This window comes from Butyricicoccus sp. AM32-19, from assembly GCF_003480365.1.
Classification (GTDB): Bacteria; Bacillota; Clostridia; order Oscillospirales; family Butyricicoccaceae; genus Agathobaculum; species Agathobaculum butyriciproducens.
On sequence record NZ_QUIX01000018.1, the window covers coordinates 20,261 to 39,631 of the forward strand.

21 protein-coding genes are annotated in these 19,371 nt (G+C 57.2%); 9 read left to right on the top strand and 12 right to left on the bottom strand.

What is annotated here, in order from left to right:
- Nucleotides 1-256: 256 nt before the first annotated feature.
- The 9 genes from DW806_RS12680 to DW806_RS12720 form a co-directional block, all read right to left on the bottom strand.
- Nucleotides 257-2,518, bottom strand: a complete 2,262-nt coding sequence (locus DW806_RS12680; RefSeq protein WP_118730186.1) for an AAA family ATPase — start codon at nt 2,516-2,518, stop codon at nt 257-259.
- Nucleotides 2,519-2,528: 10 nt separating this feature from the next.
- A complete protein-coding gene (locus DW806_RS12685) occupies nt 2,529-4,106 on the bottom strand; it encodes a DEAD/DEAH box helicase (RefSeq protein ID WP_118730187.1) in 1,578 nt (525 codons plus the stop codon).
- A 1-nt stretch (nt 4,107) separates the two neighbouring features.
- Nucleotides 4,108-4,581 carry a DUF669 domain-containing protein gene (locus DW806_RS12690; RefSeq protein ID WP_118730188.1) on the bottom strand — a complete coding sequence of 158 codons (474 nt, stop codon included), beginning with the start codon at nt 4,579-4,581 and terminating at the stop codon, nt 4,108-4,110.
- Between the two features lie 18 nt (nt 4,582-4,599).
- A complete protein-coding gene (locus DW806_RS12695; RefSeq protein ID WP_118730189.1) occupies nt 4,600-5,673 on the bottom strand; it encodes an ATP-binding protein in 1,074 nt (357 codons plus the stop codon).
- The gene (locus tag DW806_RS12700) at nt 5,673-6,974 is read right to left on the bottom strand and encodes an AAA family ATPase (protein WP_118730190.1); all 1,302 of its coding nucleotides are present in this window, start codon (nt 6,972-6,974) and stop codon (nt 5,673-5,675) included. Before DW806_RS12700 ends, DW806_RS12695 begins: the two co-directional genes overlap by 1 nt.
- A 2-nt stretch (nt 6,975-6,976) precedes the next feature.
- Nucleotides 6,977-7,321 carry a hypothetical protein gene (locus DW806_RS12705; protein ID WP_118730191.1) on the bottom strand — a complete coding sequence of 115 codons (345 nt, stop codon included), beginning with the start codon at nt 7,319-7,321 and terminating at the stop codon, nt 6,977-6,979.
- An 86-nt stretch (nt 7,322-7,407) separates the two neighbouring features.
- Nucleotides 7,408-8,016 carry a GcrA family cell cycle regulator gene (locus DW806_RS12710; RefSeq protein WP_118730192.1) on the bottom strand — a complete coding sequence of 203 codons (609 nt, stop codon included), beginning with the start codon at nt 8,014-8,016 and terminating at the stop codon, nt 7,408-7,410.
- A 15-nt stretch (nt 8,017-8,031) separates the two neighbouring features.
- Nucleotides 8,032-8,298: a hypothetical protein gene (locus DW806_RS12715; protein ID WP_118722280.1), complete on the bottom strand. Its 267-nt coding sequence runs from the start codon at nt 8,296-8,298 to the stop codon at nt 8,032-8,034.
- A gap of 37 nt (nt 8,299-8,335) precedes the next feature.
- Nucleotides 8,336-8,551 (bottom strand): helix-turn-helix domain-containing protein, encoded by a 216-nt coding sequence (locus DW806_RS12720; protein WP_118730193.1) that lies wholly within the window; start codon nt 8,549-8,551, stop codon nt 8,336-8,338.
- A 160-nt stretch (nt 8,552-8,711) separates the two neighbouring features.
- Here DW806_RS12720 and DW806_RS12725 point away from each other — a divergent pair, with 160 nt between their 5' ends.
- From DW806_RS12725 to DW806_RS12735, 3 genes are all read left to right on the top strand, one after another.
- A complete protein-coding gene (locus DW806_RS12725) occupies nt 8,712-9,413 on the top strand; it encodes a helix-turn-helix domain-containing protein (protein ID WP_118730194.1) in 702 nt (233 codons plus the stop codon).
- Nucleotides 9,414-9,425: 12 nt separating this feature from the next.
- The gene (locus DW806_RS12730) at nt 9,426-9,878 is read left to right on the top strand and encodes a hypothetical protein (protein ID WP_118730195.1); all 453 of its coding nucleotides are present in this window, start codon (nt 9,426-9,428) and stop codon (nt 9,876-9,878) included.
- Between the two features lie 154 nt (nt 9,879-10,032).
- A complete protein-coding gene (locus DW806_RS12735) occupies nt 10,033-11,145 on the top strand; it encodes a tyrosine-type recombinase/integrase (RefSeq protein WP_118730196.1) in 1,113 nt (370 codons plus the stop codon).
- Nucleotides 11,146-11,235: 90 nt separating this feature from the next.
- Here DW806_RS12735 and rpsI read toward each other — a convergent pair whose 3' ends face one another.
- Together rpsI and rplM are read right to left on the bottom strand one after the other, a co-directional pair.
- Nucleotides 11,236-11,643, bottom strand: coding sequence for a 30S ribosomal protein S9 (gene rpsI, locus DW806_RS12740; protein WP_110437409.1), 408 nt, complete (start codon nt 11,641-11,643; stop codon nt 11,236-11,238).
- A 14-nt stretch (nt 11,644-11,657) separates the two neighbouring features.
- Nucleotides 11,658-12,086: a 50S ribosomal protein L13 gene (gene rplM / locus DW806_RS12745; protein ID WP_116704844.1), complete on the bottom strand. Its 429-nt coding sequence runs from the start codon at nt 12,084-12,086 to the stop codon at nt 11,658-11,660.
- 262 nt (nt 12,087-12,348) lie between these two features.
- Here rplM and DW806_RS12750 point away from each other — a divergent pair, with 262 nt between their 5' ends.
- Genes DW806_RS12750 through DW806_RS12760 form a run of 3 tightly spaced genes read left to right on the top strand, consistent with a single transcriptional unit; the run spans nt 12,349 to nt 15,122 of the window.
- A complete protein-coding gene (locus DW806_RS12750; RefSeq protein ID WP_110437407.1) occupies nt 12,349-13,083 on the top strand; it encodes a tRNA lysidine(34) synthetase in 735 nt (244 codons plus the stop codon).
- Nucleotides 13,084-13,119: 36 nt separating this feature from the next.
- Entirely contained in the window at nt 13,120-13,857 is a 738-nt protein-coding gene (locus DW806_RS12755; RefSeq protein ID WP_118730197.1) for a LytR/AlgR family response regulator transcription factor, read from the top strand.
- Nucleotides 13,854-15,122, top strand: a complete 1,269-nt coding sequence (locus DW806_RS12760) for a sensor histidine kinase (RefSeq protein WP_118730198.1) — start codon at nt 13,854-13,856, stop codon at nt 15,120-15,122. Before DW806_RS12755 ends, DW806_RS12760 begins: the two co-directional genes overlap by 4 nt.
- A gap of 94 nt (nt 15,123-15,216) precedes the next feature.
- On the opposite strand, the gene DW806_RS12765 is transcribed toward DW806_RS12760, so the two are convergent.
- Nucleotides 15,217-16,557 carry a butyryl-CoA:acetate CoA-transferase gene (locus tag DW806_RS12765; protein ID WP_118481068.1) on the bottom strand — a complete coding sequence of 447 codons (1,341 nt, stop codon included), beginning with the start codon at nt 16,555-16,557 and terminating at the stop codon, nt 15,217-15,219.
- Between the two features lie 308 nt (nt 16,558-16,865).
- On the opposite strand from DW806_RS12765, the gene DW806_RS12770 reads away from it, so the two are divergent.
- The 3 genes from DW806_RS12770 (at nt 16,866) to DW806_RS12780 (ending at nt 19,273) form a co-directional block, all read left to right on the top strand.
- A complete protein-coding gene (locus tag DW806_RS12770) occupies nt 16,866-17,732 on the top strand; it encodes a transporter substrate-binding domain-containing protein (protein ID WP_118730199.1) in 867 nt (288 codons plus the stop codon).
- Nucleotides 17,733-17,833: 101 nt separating this feature from the next.
- On the top strand, nt 17,834-18,472 hold the full coding sequence (locus DW806_RS12775) for an amino acid ABC transporter permease (RefSeq protein WP_118730200.1): 639 nt from the start codon (nt 17,834-17,836) through the stop codon (nt 18,470-18,472).
- Nucleotides 18,473-18,484: 12 nt separating this feature from the next.
- Nucleotides 18,485-19,273, top strand: a complete 789-nt coding sequence (locus DW806_RS12780; RefSeq protein ID WP_118647860.1) for an amino acid ABC transporter ATP-binding protein — start codon at nt 18,485-18,487, stop codon at nt 19,271-19,273.
- Nucleotides 19,274-19,371: the final 98 nt, after the last annotated feature.

Below are 19,371 nucleotides of genomic sequence, written 5' to 3' on the forward strand. Positions count from 1 at the left end.
GTGTGTGCGCTCTCCAACCATTTGTGAGGGGCGCCTTCCAAGCCCCCTCACATGGTGAGTGCGTTCACACACTGACCCACCTGGTTGTGTCACTTGTGACATTGTCAAAAATATATACGTAGTATATATATGGTCGTGTCGTCACTCTCGACATGACCATAATTTCAGGTCGTGTCGCAGGTTATGTCACTAACGACATGACCTGAACCGTAAGGTCGTGTCACAGGTTGTGTCGCAAGCGTCATAACCTTAACTTTCAGGTCATGTCGCAGGTCGTGTCATTCAAAATTTTTCCACTATTCTTATCCAGCGAATAACCATAATCCTTAATCCAACGGTAGACGGTTCTCGAAGTCGGCTTCTGCACCTCTCCGTTCTCATCCTGCTCGGTGTAGTATTCGATAACGTCCTGCACGGTCGGTGCATCCCCGCCCAGACACAGCGCGTTGTACGCCGTGTCGAACGCTTCCTTCTTGCTCTGCTTCGCCTGCTTCGCCTTGCCCTTGCGGGCCTTTGCGCCGCGCTGCCATGCCGGAGCGGCCTCGTCCGGATTGATGTCCTGCAAAGCGCCGTTGCCATCCGGCCGGTGCACCGGAAACTCGAACCACAGGTTGACCGGCGGGAACTTCGGGAACTCACGCAGCGTGCCCTCGATGCGCCACGCCGTCCGCGCCTGCACCTCTTTTCTCGTGTCCGCAATGCGGTCGAGCAGGTGATTATAGTCCACGCCGGAGAGCAGCCGCCTGCAGGCATCCATGGCGGCACGCTGGCTGCACAGGTCGTCCTGCGATACCTCGTCGCTCTTTCCTGCTGCCTCGAGCGCCGCGCCGCACACACGGCAGACGGCATTGTTCTCCATCTGAGTGCGTAAATCGTCCGACACCTCGAGTTCGATGAGGTCGAGCAGCGCATCCGGGTCGCGGGCGAACACGCCCGAGCCGCTCGCGCGGTCCATCGAGCGCTTGCCGCCCTGTGCACCCTTTGAATGGTGGTGGCAGTAGATGGTCGCGCAGCCGAGTTCGGTGCACACCTTGTCAAACTGGTTGCAGAAGTTCGCCATCTGGTCGGCAGAGTTCTCGTCGCCGGTGATGACCTTGTAAATGGGGTCGATGATGACCGCGATGTAGTCCTTCTTGACCGCTCTGCGAATCAGCTTGGGCGTGAGCCTGTCCATCGGCACGGACTTGCCGCGCAGGTTCCAGATGTCGATGTTGCCGAGGTGCTCAGGCTTCCAGCCGAGACAGCTGTACACATCCTTAAAACGGTGCAGGCAGGAGGCGCGGTCAAGCTCGAGGTTGACGTACAGCACTCTGCCCTGTGCACAGTCGAAGCCGAGCCAGCTTTTGCCCTCGGCGATGGCGATGGTCAGCTCGATCAGTGCGAACGACTTGCCCGCCTTGGACGGTCCGGCAAGCAGCATCTTGTGTCCCTGCCGGAGCACGCCGCTGATGAGTGCCGGTGCCAGCGGCGGCATTTCGTCCCAGACAGCGCTCATGCTCTCCGGATCGGGTAAATCGTCCGTTGCGCTCTCAATGAACTCGCGCCACTCGGCAAAGTTCGTCTTGCCGATGTTGGTGTCGATGAGAAACTGCTTGTGTCCCTTTCGCAGCACGCCCGGCATACGCGACAGGCGCGACGGATTGCGGTTCTGCTGGTCGAGTTCCAGACCGTTCTTGCGGCAGACCGTGTACAGGTATTCGACCCGCTTGCGGTACTCGGGATAGTCCGGTGCGTCGATGTGTACAATGGCGTGCACGCTCTTGCCGCCCGAGTGCACCAGACACGCCACCGGCAGCTCCAGCTCGCGGATGAGCGCGTTCTGGCGGTCGATGTCCATGCCGTCGCACTCGACGAGCGCATAGCGGAACGCGGTGACATTCTCGTTGCGGATGCCCTTGCCGTCGAGCGGGTTGAAGCGGATCCACGCGCCGACCGCCGGGTCGTAGTCACCGAGCACGCTGCCGATGTCGTCGCCGCAGGCAGAGAGCGCCTGCACCAGCTGACCGGCGGTTCGTGCCCAGTCGCCCTTGGTCGGCATGGCCTTGCCGTCCTCGTTCGAGAACGAGCGGGTGACGTAGCCGACGTGCTCCTCGCTGTCGAACAGCGTTTCGAGGTAGGTGATGAGCTGCTGCGCCGGATGCCACTCGGCGGGTTCGGCAATCTCCTGCGCCTCGACCCAGTGCGGGTCAATCACGCGGTAGGGTTCGTTCCCGCCGATCTCATCGTCCCAGCCGAGTTCACAGTCGCCGCCGTTCGGCTGCCAGCCGCCGCGCTGCGCCATCTGCACGATGGTTCCCGCCGTGATGGGCGTGTCCGTGCCGCGAAAGCTGTCCCACTTGCGGGCGCACTCGCCGGTGCGGTAGCGCCCGCCGTTCCGTCTTGACCAGTCCTCCCACAGACCGACGGGATAGCCTGCTTCTTTCAGCCCCATGCCGACGCCGACCCACTCGCTGTACGAGAGTTCTCTCGGGTCGATGTAGTCCAGCGCCTGCCGGAGATCGAGTTCGTCCTGCTTCATTTATCCTCCATTATCCCATGTAGGTTTTCGGGTCGATGCCGCGCGGAATGCGCCAGCCGTTGGCGGCAATGCGGTCGATGAGCTGCTTTGCCTGCTCAAACTGCCAGGTGCCGACGTGCGTAAAGCCCTTGCCCTCCAGAAAGCGAATCTGCTTGGGTGTTGTCAGACCCTCGGTGCGGCGTGCCGCCAGACGGTCGAGCAGCTTTGCTGCCTTGCCCGCGCATTCGATCTCGTCCGGACGGATGCCCCACTTTTCCAGTGCGCCGATCTGCTTTTCGCTCGGCGGCGCGATCTCCCAGCCAAAGGCGGGCGTGTAGCCTGCCAGATCCTCCGCCTGAATGGACAGCTCAAACTGTAACGGGTCCACCAGACGGCGCTTGCGGCTTTTCATCTCCGCCAGCTGCTTGGCGAGGGATTCCTCACGCTGCTGCACCACATCACTCTCGGCCTGCTCAGCGGCTTCCAGAATGTCCACCGGACCGCCCTGCTCGGCTGCGCTCTCGGTCATGCTCTCTGCAACTTCGGCGGTTTCGCAGACCAGATGCGCCGGTCTACAAAGCTCGTGCCGCTCGGTGTGCCACAGGAAATCCAGCAGCAGCAGGTCGGTCTTGCCGGGAAACAGGCGCGTGCCGCGGCCTACCATCTGGCTGTACAGGCTGCGTACTTTAGTCGGGCGCAGCACCACAACGCAGTTGACGCTCGGGCAGTCCCAGCCCTCGGTGAGCAGCATACTGTTGCACAGCACGTTGTACTCGCCGCGGTCGAATGCCGCAAGGATTTCCGCGCGGTCGGGCGATTCGCCGTTCACTTCTGCCGCACGGAAGCCGCGCGAACACAGAATATCGCGGAATTTCTGGCTGGTCTTGACCAGCGGCAGGAACACAACGGTCTTGCGGTCGGCACAGGTCTTTGCCATCTCGTCTGCGATCTGGTAGAGGTACGGGTCGAGCGCACTATCGAGGTCGCCCGGCTTAAAGTCGCCGGACTGCACGCCGACACCGCTTAAATCCATCTTGAGCGGCACGGTCAGTGCCTTAATGGGCACGAGGTAGCCCTCGCGGATAGCCTTTGTCAGCGAATACTCATACGCCAGCGACTGGAACACGCTGCCGAGGTTTCGCATATCACCTCGGTCGGGCGTTGCGGTTACGCCGAGCACCTTTGCGCTGTCGAAGTGATTCAGGATACGTCCGTAGCTGTCGGATACCGCGTGATGCGCTTCGTCGATGATGATGGTGCCGAAGTAGTCCCGCGGGAACGCCGCCAGCCGCTTGGGCCGCATAAGGGTCTGCACCGAGCCGACCGCCACGCGCAGCCAGCTGCCCAGACAGCTCTGCTCGGCTTTCTCGGTCGCGCAGGAAAGTCCGGTCGCGGTGTGCAGCTTGTCGGCGGCCTGATCGAGCAGCTCGCCGCGGTGCGCGAGGATGAGCACGCGGTCGCCCTGCCGCACCCTGTCCTCGGCAATCTTCGCAAAAATGACAGTCTTTCCGCAGCCGGTGGGAATAGAAAGCAGGGTGCTGTCGTCACCCTGCTCCCAGCGGTTCTCGACCGCCTCACGCGCCGCCTGCTGATACGGTCGCAGTTCCATATTAGAATGCTCCCGGCGTGAAGCCGCCCGCCTGCTGCATGGACGGCGCACCCAGCGGATCGAGGAACTCGTCCAGATCGTTGGTTTCGCGGTCTGCGCCGGTCTTGTCCTTGTAAGTACGCTTGGTAATGCGGCAGCGGCCGGTCTTGCCGGTGACGGCCGCCCAGTTCATACGCAGCTTTTCGCCGTGCTTACGCAGACCGATGCTTGTGAAGAACTGGCACAGCTTCCACTCAAAACGCTTGAGAAGAAACAGGTTGACGTTCATCTCACTCTCGCCGTCCGGCGCATCCACACGCAGGTGCAGGATAGCCTGATTGCACGGCGCTACCTTTTCGCTGCCTGCGTAGCGGGCACGCTCAAAGCCCAGTACGGTAAACGGGTACTCGCCCGGCTCGAGCACACGGCGCGGACTGCCCTCGTTTTCGATCTCGTCTTCCCAGCCGAGTTCCTGATCCAGAATGTTGTCGTTCATAATGATTGTCCTCCTTGATTAAAACGGAATGTCCTTGCGCTCCTTCAGAATGACCTGATAGAGCTGATCCCACGCACCGATCAGGCAGCCGTTTACAAAATCCGCCGGATAGTCGGTGATCTCCATGCCGAGCGGGAAATATCCCTTGGCGGAAACGGCGGTCTGAATGTCGGTCGCGGTGACGTTGTTGGCCTGCATCAGGTCGCGCAGCGCCTGCGGGATACCAGCCGGAATGTCCGGCACGGTGCCGTCCGGTTTCGCCGGTTCGCTTACTGCCGCCTGTGCGGGTGCATCGGAAACGTCCTTACACTTATCCGGCGTTTCGTCCGCAGAATTGACCGCTAACGGTTCATTTTCCGAAAAATTTTCCGAAATATTTTTGCCGTCCCCGATGATATGGGCGATTCCGGCATAATCGAACGGCATCTCGCCGGGCAGGCCGAAGCGGTTCTTGGCATCCCAGCACGGGTGATGGGTGGTGTACATCCGGCGCTCGCCGCCCTGCCCCTTGGTCTTGCCGTTCTCGGTCTTGACGGCGAACGTCTTGTAGTTAGCGAACAGCACCATGTCCGCCCACTCCTTGACGAGCGGCGCGGTCTTGGCGGACAGCTTCATCTCCCAGCGGTCGTATGCGCCGAGCTCGTCCGGCTGCTCAAATTTCCGCATCTTGGCGTGCGCCGTCACGACTACGTTCACGCCGCGCTCGACCAGCTCGTTCAGCGTATTCAGCAGGGCGCCGAACTCCTCCATCAGATAGGTGTAGCCCTTGCCGTAGCCGAACTCCTCGATGCTCTTTTTCTGGTTCTTGTCGCAGACGTAGCGGCTGCACAGCAGCTCCGCCCAGTCCATCGTGTCGATGATGAGCGTGCCGCACAGGCTCGGGTCGGCAATACACTCCTTGACCAGACCGAGCAGCATGACCCAGCTGGTCGGCTTAGGTGTGCGGGCAACGTCCATGTGCTTGGTGCCGCCCTCGGTGTCGATGAACAGCGGATTCGGGAACTGTGCGGCAAACGTAGACTTGCCGATGCCCTCCGGACCGTACACAACAACCTTGAGCGCGGTCTTCTGTTTTCCGCGGATGATCTGCATTAAAATGCACCTGCTTTCCATGTACTCTGCGGCTCGTCAGGTAAAGGCTGTTCCTCTCCCTGCACATAGCCGTCCTCGATGATGATGGAGCACTCGTCGCCGGTCGAAACGCGCGTTGCGATCGCCTGCAAGCCCTCGCTTTCCAGCCATGCGCCGAACTCGCGCAGCGTGCCGAGGTCCATCTGCTCCAGCTTATCGAGCAGCACGAAGCCGCACTGCGGCTTGAGGCAGCGCACAATGGCGGTCGCCACCCGCAGCTGCTCGCTGCCGGACATATTATCCCATTTCTGGCCGTGATAGGTCAGTGCGCCGTCCGCAACGCCGAGGCCCTCCATCGGCAGCTTGGCGCCGTCCAGCAGCGCGCGCTTGTCCTCGCGGAGCTGTTCAATTTCGGCGGTCAGGCTGTCGTACTGCTGCTGATAGGCACGGGCATCCTCCTCGGCCTTTTCGCGGTTGAGGTTGTCGCGCACCTTGGCGTTGATGGTTTCGATGTCGGCAATGCTGCGTTCCAGCTCCTCGGTGCTCTCGTCCACCAGCTGCTCGGCGGTCTTGCGGGCGGTGGCAAGGTCAGCCGTCTTAGCGGTGAGTTCGTCCTCGGCGGTTTGCAGCTGACGGTGCAGCTCATCCACACGCGCGGTCAGGGTACTCACCTGCTGCTCGAGCAGGCTTGCCATCGCCCGCTTGCTCTGGTTCTCGCCGTTGCGGGCAAGGATTGCCTGCTGCTGACGAATGAGGTCACTTGCGGAGATGAGTTCGTCCGGTGCATCCGGCCAGTACGGCTGCTCTTTCGCGTACTTTGCTTTCTGGTCGGCAATGCGGCCGATGGCAAGGCGCTCGTTGTACTGCTCCTGCTCTTTGCGTTCCAGTGCGGCAAGCTGTTCGCCCACGCCGATGATGCGGAGCAGCGTGTCCGCCTTTTCGCGGTCACTCGCCTGCATAAAGCGCGGCAGATCGAGTGCCAGCTGCTCGATAAAGGCATTGAGAAGCTGCTGTCCTGCCTTGCTGCCCGATGGATCGATGACCTTGAGGTCGCTGTTCTTGCCGCGGCGCTCGACGATCAGGCCGTTGGACAGCGTGACCTTGATGTGCGGCGGGATCGTGCTGCCCTCGCGGGTCGCCATAGAGGGACGGAAGCGGTCGCCGCCGAGCGCCCATGCGATCGTGTCCAGCAGCGAGGTCTTGCCCTGGTTGTTGTTCCCGCCGATGATGGTCAGGCCGGTTGCGCTCGGATGCAGCTGCACCGCACGCACGCGCTTGACGTTCTCCGCCTCGAGCGAGGTGATCTTAATGGGGTCGGTCATGGTTACATCTCCTCCAGCAAAGCCTTGACGATGTTCTTCGGCGTGCCGCGGCGCAGCAGGTCGGCAATGTCATCGCCGGTCAGCTTCGCGCCCTTGCGGACGAGTGCTGCATCGAGCGTTGCGTCCTCGCACGGCTCCGTGCTCCACGTCGGCGTACCCTTGCTTGCGATTGCGCGGATCAGCTTAACACGGAACTCCTCGGCAGCATTCTTGTCCTGCTCGCGCACGTTCGTGTAGATCGTCTTGACCGCGTAGCCGATCTGGCTGACTACCAGATCCATGTCGCCGCCCAGCGCAATCTCCGTGCGGTTGTTGTCGCCGTTTTCCGTACAGATAATCTTTACCATTGAAATTCTCCTAACTTCATGCTATTATGTGGTTGAATACATTTCTTTGCCGCTGATCGGGATTGCCGTCCTGACAGCGGCGTTTTTCATGCGCGGATCTCGTCATACGCGACGATAGCTGCGATCTGGCAGACCGATTCCTCTGTGTTCGGGTGTTCCCAAACGAGATATGCCAGCTCGTTCAACTGCTTCTCGATGGTCGTCAGCACCTTGCGCCAGCAGCCGGACATCGTGACGAAATCATCTACCTTGCCGACGACGTTGTCGAACGCCGTGAAGATCATGCGGTCGAGGTCAACATCAGTTGGGTTAAGGTCTTGCGACACTGGGTTAAGCTCTGGTTCCGGCTCAGCCTCGACGGACGGCTCGGTTTCAGCTTTCTGCTCCGGTTCTGCCTCGGCCTCGGGTACCGGTTCGGTACTCGGCTCCGGCGTCTTGCTGCCGGTCCGCTGCCGTGCTGCCATGGCGGCCAGCTTGGTGATGACCTTATCGCTCGACACGCCCAGCGCCTCCGCGATCTCGTTCGCAGACTTGCCCTCGTCGCGCAGCGTTGCCAGCTGCTCGAGCTGTTCATCTGTCCAGCGGAAGTACGGACGCTTGCTCGGCTTGATGCCGCGGCCGTGCTTTGCGGTGTCCTCTACGCCGAACTCGGATGCGACCGAGGCGAGAGTTTCTGCGAAATTGTTGTTTTGCATTGGATTTCCTTCTTTCTAAATTTTGTTGTTCTTGAACCCTGCGGATTGCGTCACCCAGAGATAAAAGGTCAATGTCGGAATGTAAAATGCGCGGTTGTGCGCATTTTTCTTGAGCCAGCCCAGTCCGAACGGACAGGAACCATGCTCCAGACACGCCCGCAGGCTTTCGCCCGCCATGCCGAGGAACGCTGCGCACTCCTCAATCGGGATTTTGCTGGGGTACTTCTCGCAAAGCTGCTCCAGCTCGTCCAGCTTTGTGATGATGGTGGTGGGTACTGCCATAGATGTTCACCTCCCTTTGTTATCGTATACGCAACATTCAGGGCAAAAAAATTTTGATGTCCGTATGGTATTCCCGCATAATCAACTCTGCCTCACTGACAGTGAAATCCGACTGACCGTTTACCTTCTGTGAAACAGTCGTCGGTGTGACACCGAGTAGTTCGGCAATATGCGAATAAATGATACCGTTTTCCCGCATAAATCCCTTGAATTTGTTATACGGTTCGTGAATGAGTTTCTTCTTCTCGACCATCGGCTTCTCCTCCCTTCGTTGCGTTTTCGATAACAAGACTATAACACCCTGCCGTTGCGTTGTCAATAACTATTTTTAATTTTGTTATCGAAAACGCAAATTTCCATATTGATTTTCTTAATTGTATGTGATACGATAAATTCAAAAGGAGGAAGCTATTATGGCTGACTTTGGTAAAATATTAAAAGATTTGCGCACCGAAAGCGGATATTCTCTCGAAAGCCTTGCTAAAACCTACAATGATCGTTTTGGCGGCCGCCTGAACAAGAGCACGATCAGCAGATATGAAAACGGTCTGCAGGAACCGATCATCACCGTGGTTTCTAATTTCGCAAGACTGTTTGATGTCAGCAGTGACTATCTGCTCGGCAATGTATCGGAACCGTTTTTTCATCTGGATAATGCCCGCACACTTCGTGAGGTCAATGCACGTGAACCTGAGGACAATCCGCTTGTTACAGTTCACTACGCAGGCCCGGTGGCTGCACACTTCGACGCAACACCCGATGATGCCTATGAACTGCGAACCATTCCTGCTGAATGGATAGGCCGCCGACGACCGGAAGACTTTTTCCTGGCGACCATCAGCGGCGACAGTATGTACCCGCAGTTTCAGGACGGCGACGACATTCTCTGTTTAAGATGCAGCGACATGGAGGTTCCCGGCCGGATCGGCATTATGCTGCTGGGTGACGGCGAGGCCACAGTTAAACGAATCAACTACAAGCCCGGCGAAGACTGGCTCGAGCTGGTTCCGATCAATCCCGAGTTCAAACCGAAACGGATCGAAGGCTCTGATTTGGAGAAATGCCGCGTTGTCGGCCGTGTAATCAAAGTCATTCGCACCGTAGATCAAATTTAAGGAGAACCGAATATGAAAAAGAGAATGTTAGCGTTAGTATTCGCCTGCTTCATGCTGACACTGCCGCTCACAGCCTGCGGTGGAAACGCATCGAACAGCACCGGCGCCGATGCCGCCGCCCAGCAGGAGGAAGCACCGCAGCCGCCCGATCTGACCGGCGAATGGGTGCAGGTGAACAGTGACAGCGAGGACAGCTACCAGACCGCCACAATCACGGCGGACACGATCACTGTCAACTGGAACGCACCGGACACCACCGCGCTGTACTGGGCGGGCAGCTTCGAGGCTCCGACCACAGCAGATGAGCCGTACAGTTGGGATTCTGCCAACGACACCGAGCAGACCGCAAACGCGCTCCTCGCCTCTCCGGACGAAACAAAGACGTTCACCTACGAGGACGGACAGATCAGCTACAGCGTATCTGCTATGGGCGTCACCACGACTGTGAAACTCGAGAAAAAATAAAGGGGTCGAATTCGACCCGGTTAAACGCATAAAAAATCCCGCCCCGGTGCTACCAACACCAGAGCGGGACATGGGGTACTGATAAAACATTGAGCCGTTACATCAGTACCCCTATTTTACCATACTTTTTTACGGTAAGAAAGGGGTTATTTTTATGCCGAGAAAAAAACCTACACGCAAGGACAACCGCTACGAATACAAGATCACGCTCGGCCGCGACATTCACGGCAAGCCGCTGCGCAAATCCTTTTACAGCACGGTCAGCCTTGCCGATGCGAAAAAGAAAGCCGAGGAGTTTCGCGTAGCCTCCGAGGTATCCGCACGGACCGGCGAAGCCTTTGTCCGGAAAAGCTACAACTTCGCTCAGTGGGCGCGCAAGTGGCTCAAGACCTACAAGCAGCCGTTTGTCAGTCCCAACACGCTCCAGACCTATGAGGAGATCGTGCGGCTGTATCTGGAGCCGTATTTCGGCAGTGTTGATCTGACCGACGTGCGGCCGGTCGATGTGCAGACGTTCGCCGCCATGCACAAGGGTCTGTCTGCATCGCATCTGAAGAAGATCCGTCTGTGCCTGGTGGACATCTTTGAAACGGCCATCGAGAACGACCTGTGCTACAAGAATCCGGCAAAGCGCGTGCAGTTCAGCAGCTCGGCGCACAAGCGCGTCAAGCGTGTACTGACCGAAAAGCAGATCGCCATTGTGCGCGAGGAAGCACTCGAAGCGTTTCCCGCTGCTGCGCTCCTGCTCGATACCGGTATGCGCCGCGGCGAGCTACTGGGAACCATGTGGACGGACTTCGTACTCGAGCCGGGTAACGGCTCACTGCATATTCAGCGCACTGTCGTTTCCGAGGTCGGCGTGCTCAAGCTGGCCGCGCCGAAGAAGAACAGCTTCCGCACCATTCCGATCTCGGACGAGTGTATCGCCCTGGTGCAGTCGCTGCCGCACGACAGTCTGTACCTTTTTCCCTCGCAGACCGGTGGCCTGCAGGATACCGACCACTTTTCTCAGCGGCTCAAGAAGTTTATGACCGGCGTGCACGAGCGTCACCCGGACATTCCGGTGCTCACCTCGCACGAGATGCGCCATACCTACGGCACCAGCCTGCGCCGGAACGGCGTGGACATCTACACGATCCAGAAGATCCTCGGCCACAAGGACATTCAGGTCACCGCCGAGATCTACGTCCACAACGAGCTGGAGGAACTCCGTGCAGCCGTATTCCATAAAACGCGCGGCGGCGACCGCAGGGAAACCATGTCGTAAACGTTCCCCGTGTCGTCAGAATGTCGTCAGAAAAATCTAAGTGCATAAAAAAATACCACCGAACAGTAGTTTCGGTGGTATTTTGCTGTTTTAGCGCTTGGAGAACTGCGGTGCACGACGTGCAGCCTTCAGACCGTACTTCTTACGTTCCTTCATACGCGGATCGCGGGTCAGGAAGCCTGCAGCCTTCAGAGCTGCGCGGTACTGGTCGGAATCAGCCTGCAGCAGAGCACGAGCGATGCCGTGACGGATTGCGCCAGCCTGGCCGGTGAAGCCGCCGCCGGTTACGGTGCACTCTACGTCGAACTTGCCCTCGGTGCCGGTTACTTCGAACGGCTGACGGCAAACCATCTTCAGGGTCTCGAGACCGAAGTAGTTGTCGATGGTGCGGTTGTTGATCTTGATCTCACCGGTGCCGCCCGGGAAAAGACGAACGCGGGCAACAGAGGACTTTCTTCTGCCGGTGCCATAGAAATATGCCTTCTTAGGTGTATACATCAGTTAATCCTCCCTTACTTTTCCCAGTTCTCGGGCTTCTGAGCCTGATGATTGTGGTTCTCGCCAGCAAATACCTTCAGACGGGTAGCGGACTGACGGCCGATGGAATTCTTCGGCAGCATGCCCTTAACTGCGAGCTGCATAGCGAACTCCGGCTTCTCAGCCATCAGGGTCTTGTACTGAACTTCCTTCAGACCGCCGACCCAGCCGGTGTGATGACGATAGTACTTCTGGGTGAGCTTCTTACCGGTCAGAACCGCCTTGTCAGCGTTGACGATGATTACGAAATCGCCGCAGTCAACATGGGGAGTGAACGTGGTCTTGTGCTTGCCGCGAAGCAGCATTGCAGCGGTTGCAGCAGTACGACCCAGCGGCTTGCCAGCTGCGTCCAGTACATACCACTTACGCTCGACATTTTCTGCCTTAGCCATAAAAGTAGACATGGTTTTTTCCTCCGTTTATATATATCAAAAATACTTTGACAACTGATTAATCGCTCGAAACGAGCATATTTATTAAAACACATCATTTTGCGCAAGTCAAGCGAAATTTTGAAAAAATATCTGCAATCCAATGCATTCTCTCGTTTTCTCTTTTAATCTCTCTTATACTCCCGAATACTCACTTTGCATTTCATTTTTTGCATTTGCGATTTTTGGCGTTTTCTGATAAATTTTAATATGTACGATCAAAAAGGAGACTGTTATGCAGAAAATGCTTTCCTATGTCCGCCGTGCGGTGGACCATTACCATATGATAGATGAGGGCGACAGGATTGCGGTCGGTGTTTCCGGCGGCAAGGACTCGCTCGCGCTGCTCGTGGCACTCAGTCAGCTGAGCCGCTTTTATCCGCACCACTTTACCGTCGTGGCTATTACATTGGAGATGGGCTATGATGAGATGGACTTCTCCCCTGTACAGACGCTGTGCGACAAGCTGGGCGTCGAGTACATCCGCGTCCCCACCCAGATCGGCCCTATTGTGTTTGATATCCGCCACGAGGAAAACCCCTGCTCGCTCTGTGCCAAGCTGCGCCGCGGCGCTCTGCACGATGCCGCCCGCAAGGCAGGCTGCAGCAAGGTTGCGCTCGGCCATCACTTTGACGATGTAGTGGAGACCTACATGCTTTCCTTATTTTATGAAGGCCGCATTTCGTGCTTTTCGCCGGTAACCTACCTCGACCGCGCCGACATCACGCTCATTCGTCCGCTGCTGTATGTGCCGGAGCATTATGTGCGCTCGTTCGCCAAACGGCACGAGCTGCCTATCGTGCACAATCCGTGTCCGGCGGACGGCAACACCAAGCGGCAGGAGATCAAGGATTTGCTGAAAAGTCTCGAAAAGACCATGCCCGGTGTACGCGAGCGCATTTTCGGCGCCATGCAGCGCTACCCGCTCGAGGGCTGGGAACCCGACAAGACCCGCCGCGATTACAAATGATCTGTTCCCTTTATAAAAAGAAAGGAGATGAGAACCATGATCCAGATTGGCTTTTGCGACGACGATCCCAGCGTGCTCGATGAACTGCACGAGCTGCTCGGCAGCTACCGTACGGAACACAACGCCGATATCGCCCCGACGGCCTTCCAAAGCCCGTTCGAGCTGCTGGCGTCCATCGAAAAGGGCGCACGCTTTGATATTCTGCTGCTCGATGTACTCATGCCCGGCGAAAACGGCATCGAAGCCGCTCGTGAGATCCGTCAGTACGACTCCAACGTGAAGATCATCTTTCTCACCTCATCCGCAGAGTTTGCCGTGCAGTCGTATACGGTGGGCGCGTATTTCTATCAGCTCAAGCCGATCTGGCCGGAGAGCTTCTTCCGGCTGATGGATTCGGTCATTGCCGCCTGCTCGCGCGAGAGCAGCGTCAGCCTGATCCTGCGCTGCAGAACCGGCATCACGCGCGTTGAACTGGACAAGCTGGAATACTGCGAGGTCATTCGCCGTTCCCTGCTGCTGCACAAGACTGACGGCACCGTGCTCGAAGCCGCCGGCAGCATGGACAGCCTGTGCGAAAGCCTTGCCGAACACAGGAATTTTCTGCGCATTCACCGCTCCTACCTTGTAAATTTAGAGCATATCCAGACGATCACGCCGAAAACGCTCGTCATGTCCAGCCGCGCCGAGCTGCCCATTCCGCGCGGACGCTACAACGACATCAAGGACGCGTACCTTGAACACGCCTTCCAGAAAGAACAGGTGTTCCTGACATGATCGCACTCGCTGTTGACCTTTGCAACTCCGTTGCCGTTACGCTGTTCGGCATCGCGCTCTCTGCGGCATTCTGCAATATCCACTGGACGCCCAAGGCGAAAAAGCGCATGCTGCTGTACACGCTGATGATCTTCTGCCTGTCCGGCATCGCCTACCTCGGTGTGGACCCCGGCTTCGGACGCTATCTGTATCCGCTGCACACCCACCTGCCGCTTGTGCTCGCGCTGTGCTCGCTCAGTCATGAACGTCTGTGGCCGGTGATTTCCGTGCTGACGGCGTACCTGTGCTGTCAGCTGCGGCGCTGGCTGGCGCTGATCGCGGTCGCCATCTTCTCCGGCGGAGACACCATGCAGTACGCTGTGGAAATAATCGTCACCGTGCCGATGCTCATTCTGCTGCTCAAGGCCGCACCTGCCATCCGGTCGGTGTCGCAGTATTCGCGGGCGGTGCAGTGTCAGTTCGGCATTGTGCCCGCGGTGTACTATGCGTTTGACTATGCCACCCGCGTTTACACCGACCTGCTGTTCTCCGGTTCGGCCGTAGTCGTGGAATTCATGCCGTTCGTGTGCAGTGCGGCGTATCTGCTGTTCCTGATTCACATTTCCAGAGAGCAGCACGCACGGCTGCGTTTGGAGGAGCTGAAAAGCAATCTTGACCTGCAGGTGCATCAGGCCGTCCGTGAGATTGAAGCACTGCGTATCTCTCAGCAGAAAACCCGTGCCTACCGGCATGATCTGCGGCATCATCTGCAGTACATCACCGCCTGCATCGAGAATGAGCAGTATGAGCAGGCACTGCAGTACATTCACTCCATCAGCGAGGAAATCGAAGCCAGCCGCGTGACCGTTTACTGCGAAAACGAGGCCGCAAACCTGATTCTCTCATCGTTTGCCGACCGCGCCAAGGCGCAGGGCATCCCGCTTGCGGTGCATGCCGTGCTGCCCAATCAGCTGCCGCTTGCCGAGAGCGACCTGTGCGTGCTGCTCTCCAACGCGCTTGAGAATGCGATTCACGCATGCAGCGAGCGCGCGGACGGCATTCCCGGACACATCGAGGTGCAGACATACGAAAAAGCCGGAAAGTTCTTCCTGCAGGTTGTCAACGACTGCACGCAGCCGGTGCAGTTCAGCCACGGCGTGCCGGTCTCCGACCGCGCCGGACACGGCATCGGCGTGCACAGCATTTGCAGCATCGTCGAGCGATACGGCGGTGTATATAGCTTTTCGGTCAGGAATCAGCAGTTTATCCTGCGAATTTCACTTTAATAATTGCATAAGAAAAAACGCTCTGTTTTCACAGAGCGTTTTCTTATAAACAGTAGCAAACACCGTGCGGAACTGTAGTTCCGCCGACAGCATTTTATCTCTTATTGGAGCGCTTCCAGATACGCATCTTCTCCGCTTCCTGAATCAGCTGCTCGCGGAAATCCGGATGCGCAACCGAGATCAGAGCCTCCGCACGCTGCCATGCAGTCAGACCCTTGAGGTTTACCTTGCCGTACTCGGTGACAAACCAGTGCGCGCACGGACGGGCATCGGTAACGACCGATCCGTTCTCGAGCGTCGGACGAATACGGCTCTCGAGCGTGCCGTCCTTCTTCTTAAAGGTGGACGAGCAGCAGATGAAGCTCTTGCCGCCCTTGGACAGATACGCGCCCAGAACGAAGTCCAGCTGGCCACCTGCACCGGAAATCTGCTTGATACCGGCACTTTCTGCGTTCATCTGACCGAACAGATCCACATCCACGATATTGTTGATGGAAATGAAGTTGTCGATCTGTGCAATGGTGCGCGCATCGTTGGTATAGGATACCGGTGCAGACATGCACTCCGGATTATCATTTACAAAATCGTACAGCTTCTGAGTGCCTGCGCCGAACGCGAACACCTGACGGCCGCGGTCGATGGCCTTCTTCGAGCCGTTGATCTTGCCTGCACGGGAAATGTCAACGAAAGCGTCAACGTACATCTCGGTATGAACGCCGAGGTCCTTCAGGTCGGACTCCGCGATCATCGAGCCTACGGTATTCGGCATGCCGCCGATGCCCAGCTGCAGGCACGCGCCGTTCGGGATTTCCTCCACGATCAGCTTTGCAACCGCCTTATCAACCTCGGTCGGCTCGCCGCCTGCGCCCATCTGCGGCATTTCGGTGTCGCTCTCAACGATCATATCCACCTGCGAAATGTGAATGCCGTCCTCAAAGCCGCCGAGGCAGCGCGGCATATACTTGTTGACCTCAACGATGATAACGTCGGATACATCGCAGATCGCCTTGAGGTGCGAAGCCTGCGGGCCGAAACTGAACCAGCCGTGTGCGTCCATCGGCGCCACCTGAATCATGGCTACATTGACATGACGGACGTTCTCGCGGTACCAACGCGGCATCTCGGAGTAGCGCAGTGCGCTGTAAAAGCCGAAGCCCTCCATACAGGCCTTGCGCTCAATGCCGGACATGTGCCACGAGTTCCAGGTGATCTTATCGGCTGCATCCGGAATATCGAATACCGCCGGTCGGCGCATGAGTACGCCGCCGCGGAAGTTTACGTCCTCCAGCTCGCCCATGCGGGCCGCAAGTGCCTTGTCCAGTGCAACAGGCGTACCCGTACACCAGCCGTAGTCTACCCAGTCACCCGATTTAACAACCTTAACGGCTTCATCCGCCGTTGTCAGCTTCTGCTGATACAGTGCAGTATAATCCACGCTGATTCCCTCCGTCTTACTTGTTCTTCATTGTTTATTCTTTAACAATCATGCTTACTTATGATTATAATCTCTTTTTTGGTACAGGTCAACACAGGTTCGCAAAAAAGAGTGAGAATCCGTCCCAACCGCTCCCCATCCTCTTTTCCATATATTTCACCCTGTTATTTTAGATTTTGCACAAAATACCGCCCGATTATCCTTCAAAAATGCTGAAAATCTGCATGAAAATCAGGGGTTGATTTTCTGCGCTAAAGTGTTATAATAGTAAACAAGATATGAACCGAATTACAGGAGGTTTTCTAAAAATGAAGACGAAGAAACTTCTCGCACTGCTGATGGCAGGCACTATGAGTGTATCCATGCTGTCCGGCTGCGGCGGCTCTGCTGCCAAGACCGACGACTCGAGTGCCGATGCGGCTGACACCTCGGCTTCCGCTGAGAGCGATGTGGATTATGTAAAGAGCAACGGCAAGCTGGTTATCGGCATCACGGATTTCGCGCCGATGGATTATAAGGAAGACGGCTCGGACGAGTGGGTCGGCTTTGACGCGGACATGGCAAAGGCTTTCGCTGAGAGCCTGGGCGTAAAAGCCGAGTTCATCGAGATCAACTGGGACAACAAGATCATGGAGCTGGATTCCAAGGGCGTTGACGCTGTTTGGAACGGCATGACCCTGACCGATGAGGTCAAGACCTCCATGAACTGCTCCGACCCGTATGCAACCAACGCACAGGTTGTTGTTGTTCCGTCCGACAAGGCTGATGCTGCCAAGGACATCGAGTCCATCAAGGATATGACCTTCGCTGTTGAGTCCGGTTCCGCCGGTGAGGCTGCTGCACAGGCTGCCGGTCTGAATGCAACCGCAGTTCAGTCTCAGGCTGACGCACTGATGGAGGTTGCCGCAGGCACCTCTGATGCCTGCGTGATCGATCTGCTGATGGCAGGCGCTATGATCGGCGAGGGCACCAGCTACCCGAACCTGACCTACACCGTAAACCTCAACGAGGCCAACGGCGAGGAGGACGAGAACTACGTTGTAGGCTTCCGCAAGGGTTCTGACCTGACCGAAGCATTCAACAACTTCTACAAGGGCGCCTACAAGGACGGCATTGTTCTTTCCTTCGCTCAGAAGTACGGCGTACAGGAAGCAATCGTAGATCCGGAGGCTTAATCTCCCATTCCCCAGTTCAATATAAGGCAGAAGGCGGACTACCGTCTTCTGCCTTATGTATCACAGGAAATAAAGTAAAAAAGAGGTAAAGAGGAAACGACATGTTTGCCAATGTAACACTCAGCCTGATGGGCGGCTTTGTTACCACCGTACAGCTTTTCTGCCTGACGCTGGTATTCGCTCTGCCGCTCGGCCTGCTTATCAGCTTCGGCTCGATGAGCCGCATTACTCCGCTGCGCGCACTCATCAAAATCATCGTCTGGATCGTCCGCGGCACACCGCTCATGCTCCAGATCATCATCATCTACTATGGCCCTGCTCTGGTGTGGGGACTCAAGCTGCCGCGCTTCAGCGCTGCTCTGCTGTCCTTTGTCATCAACTACGCCTGCTACTTCTCGGAGATCTTCCGCGGCGGCATTCAGGGTATCCCGAGCGGTCAGTATGAGGCCGGTCAGGTGCTCGGCATGACCAAGAGCCAGATTTTCTTCAAGGTAACGCTGCTGCAGGTCATCAAGCGCGTTATCCCGCCGATGGGCAACGAGTTTATCAACCTTGTTAAAGATACCGCTCTGGCGCGTACCATCGCGGTATACGAGGTGCTGTGGATGGGCGAAAAGTTCATCAAGAGCGCCGGTATCATCTGGCCGCTGTTCTACACCGCCGTATTCTACCTGCTGTTCAACGGTATTCTGACCCTGCTGTTCGGCTGGATCGAAAAGAAAATGGATTACTTTAAATAAGGAGGAGCCGTTATGCCTATTCTGGAGGTACAGCACCTTTATAAGAACTTCGGCTCTACCAAGGTGCTTAAAGACATCAGTTTTACATTGGAGCGCGGCAAGGCGCTTGCCATCATCGGCTCGTCCGGCTCGGGCAAGACCACGCTGCTGCGCTGCCTGAATTTTCTCGAAACCCCGAATGAGGGTAAGATCATCGTAAACGGCGAGACACTGCTCGACGCTGCCGACCATGCCGCCAAGAGCGATGCGCAGATTCGCAAGAACCGTCTGCACTTCGGCATGGTGTTCCAGTCGTTCAATCTGTTCCCGCAGTACACCGCACTCGAGAACGTCATGCTCGCTCCCCTGCTGCAGGCCAAGGAACGCCCGGACTACAAGCAGAAAAAACGCGAGATTCACGAGCAGATCGAGCACCGCGCCATCGAGCTGCTCGAGATGATGAGCCTCGAGGGCCGCATGAGCCACTATCCGCACCAGCTGTCCGGCGGGCAGCAGCAGCGCGTTGCCATTGCGCGTGCGCTCGCGCTCAAGCCGGATATCCTGTGCTTCGACGAGCCGACCTCGGCGCTCGACCCCGAGCTGACCGGCGAAGTGCTGCGCGTTATCCGCTCACTGGCGGACCAGCACACCACCATGATCATCGTCACCCACGAGATGGCGTTTGCCCGCGATGTGGCCGATCATGTCGTATTCATGGACGGCGGCACTATCGTTGAAGAGGGCACGCCGACAGAGGTATTTGAAAATACGCATAACGAGCGAACCCGCGCATTTTTGAGCCGTTTTTCGCAAAACAGCTAAAGAACGGAAATTTATACAAAAACTTTTCGGTACTTTTCACCATTACCCCATTTACAAATCACAATAAATACGTTAAAATAGTCCCGTAATAAGATTGC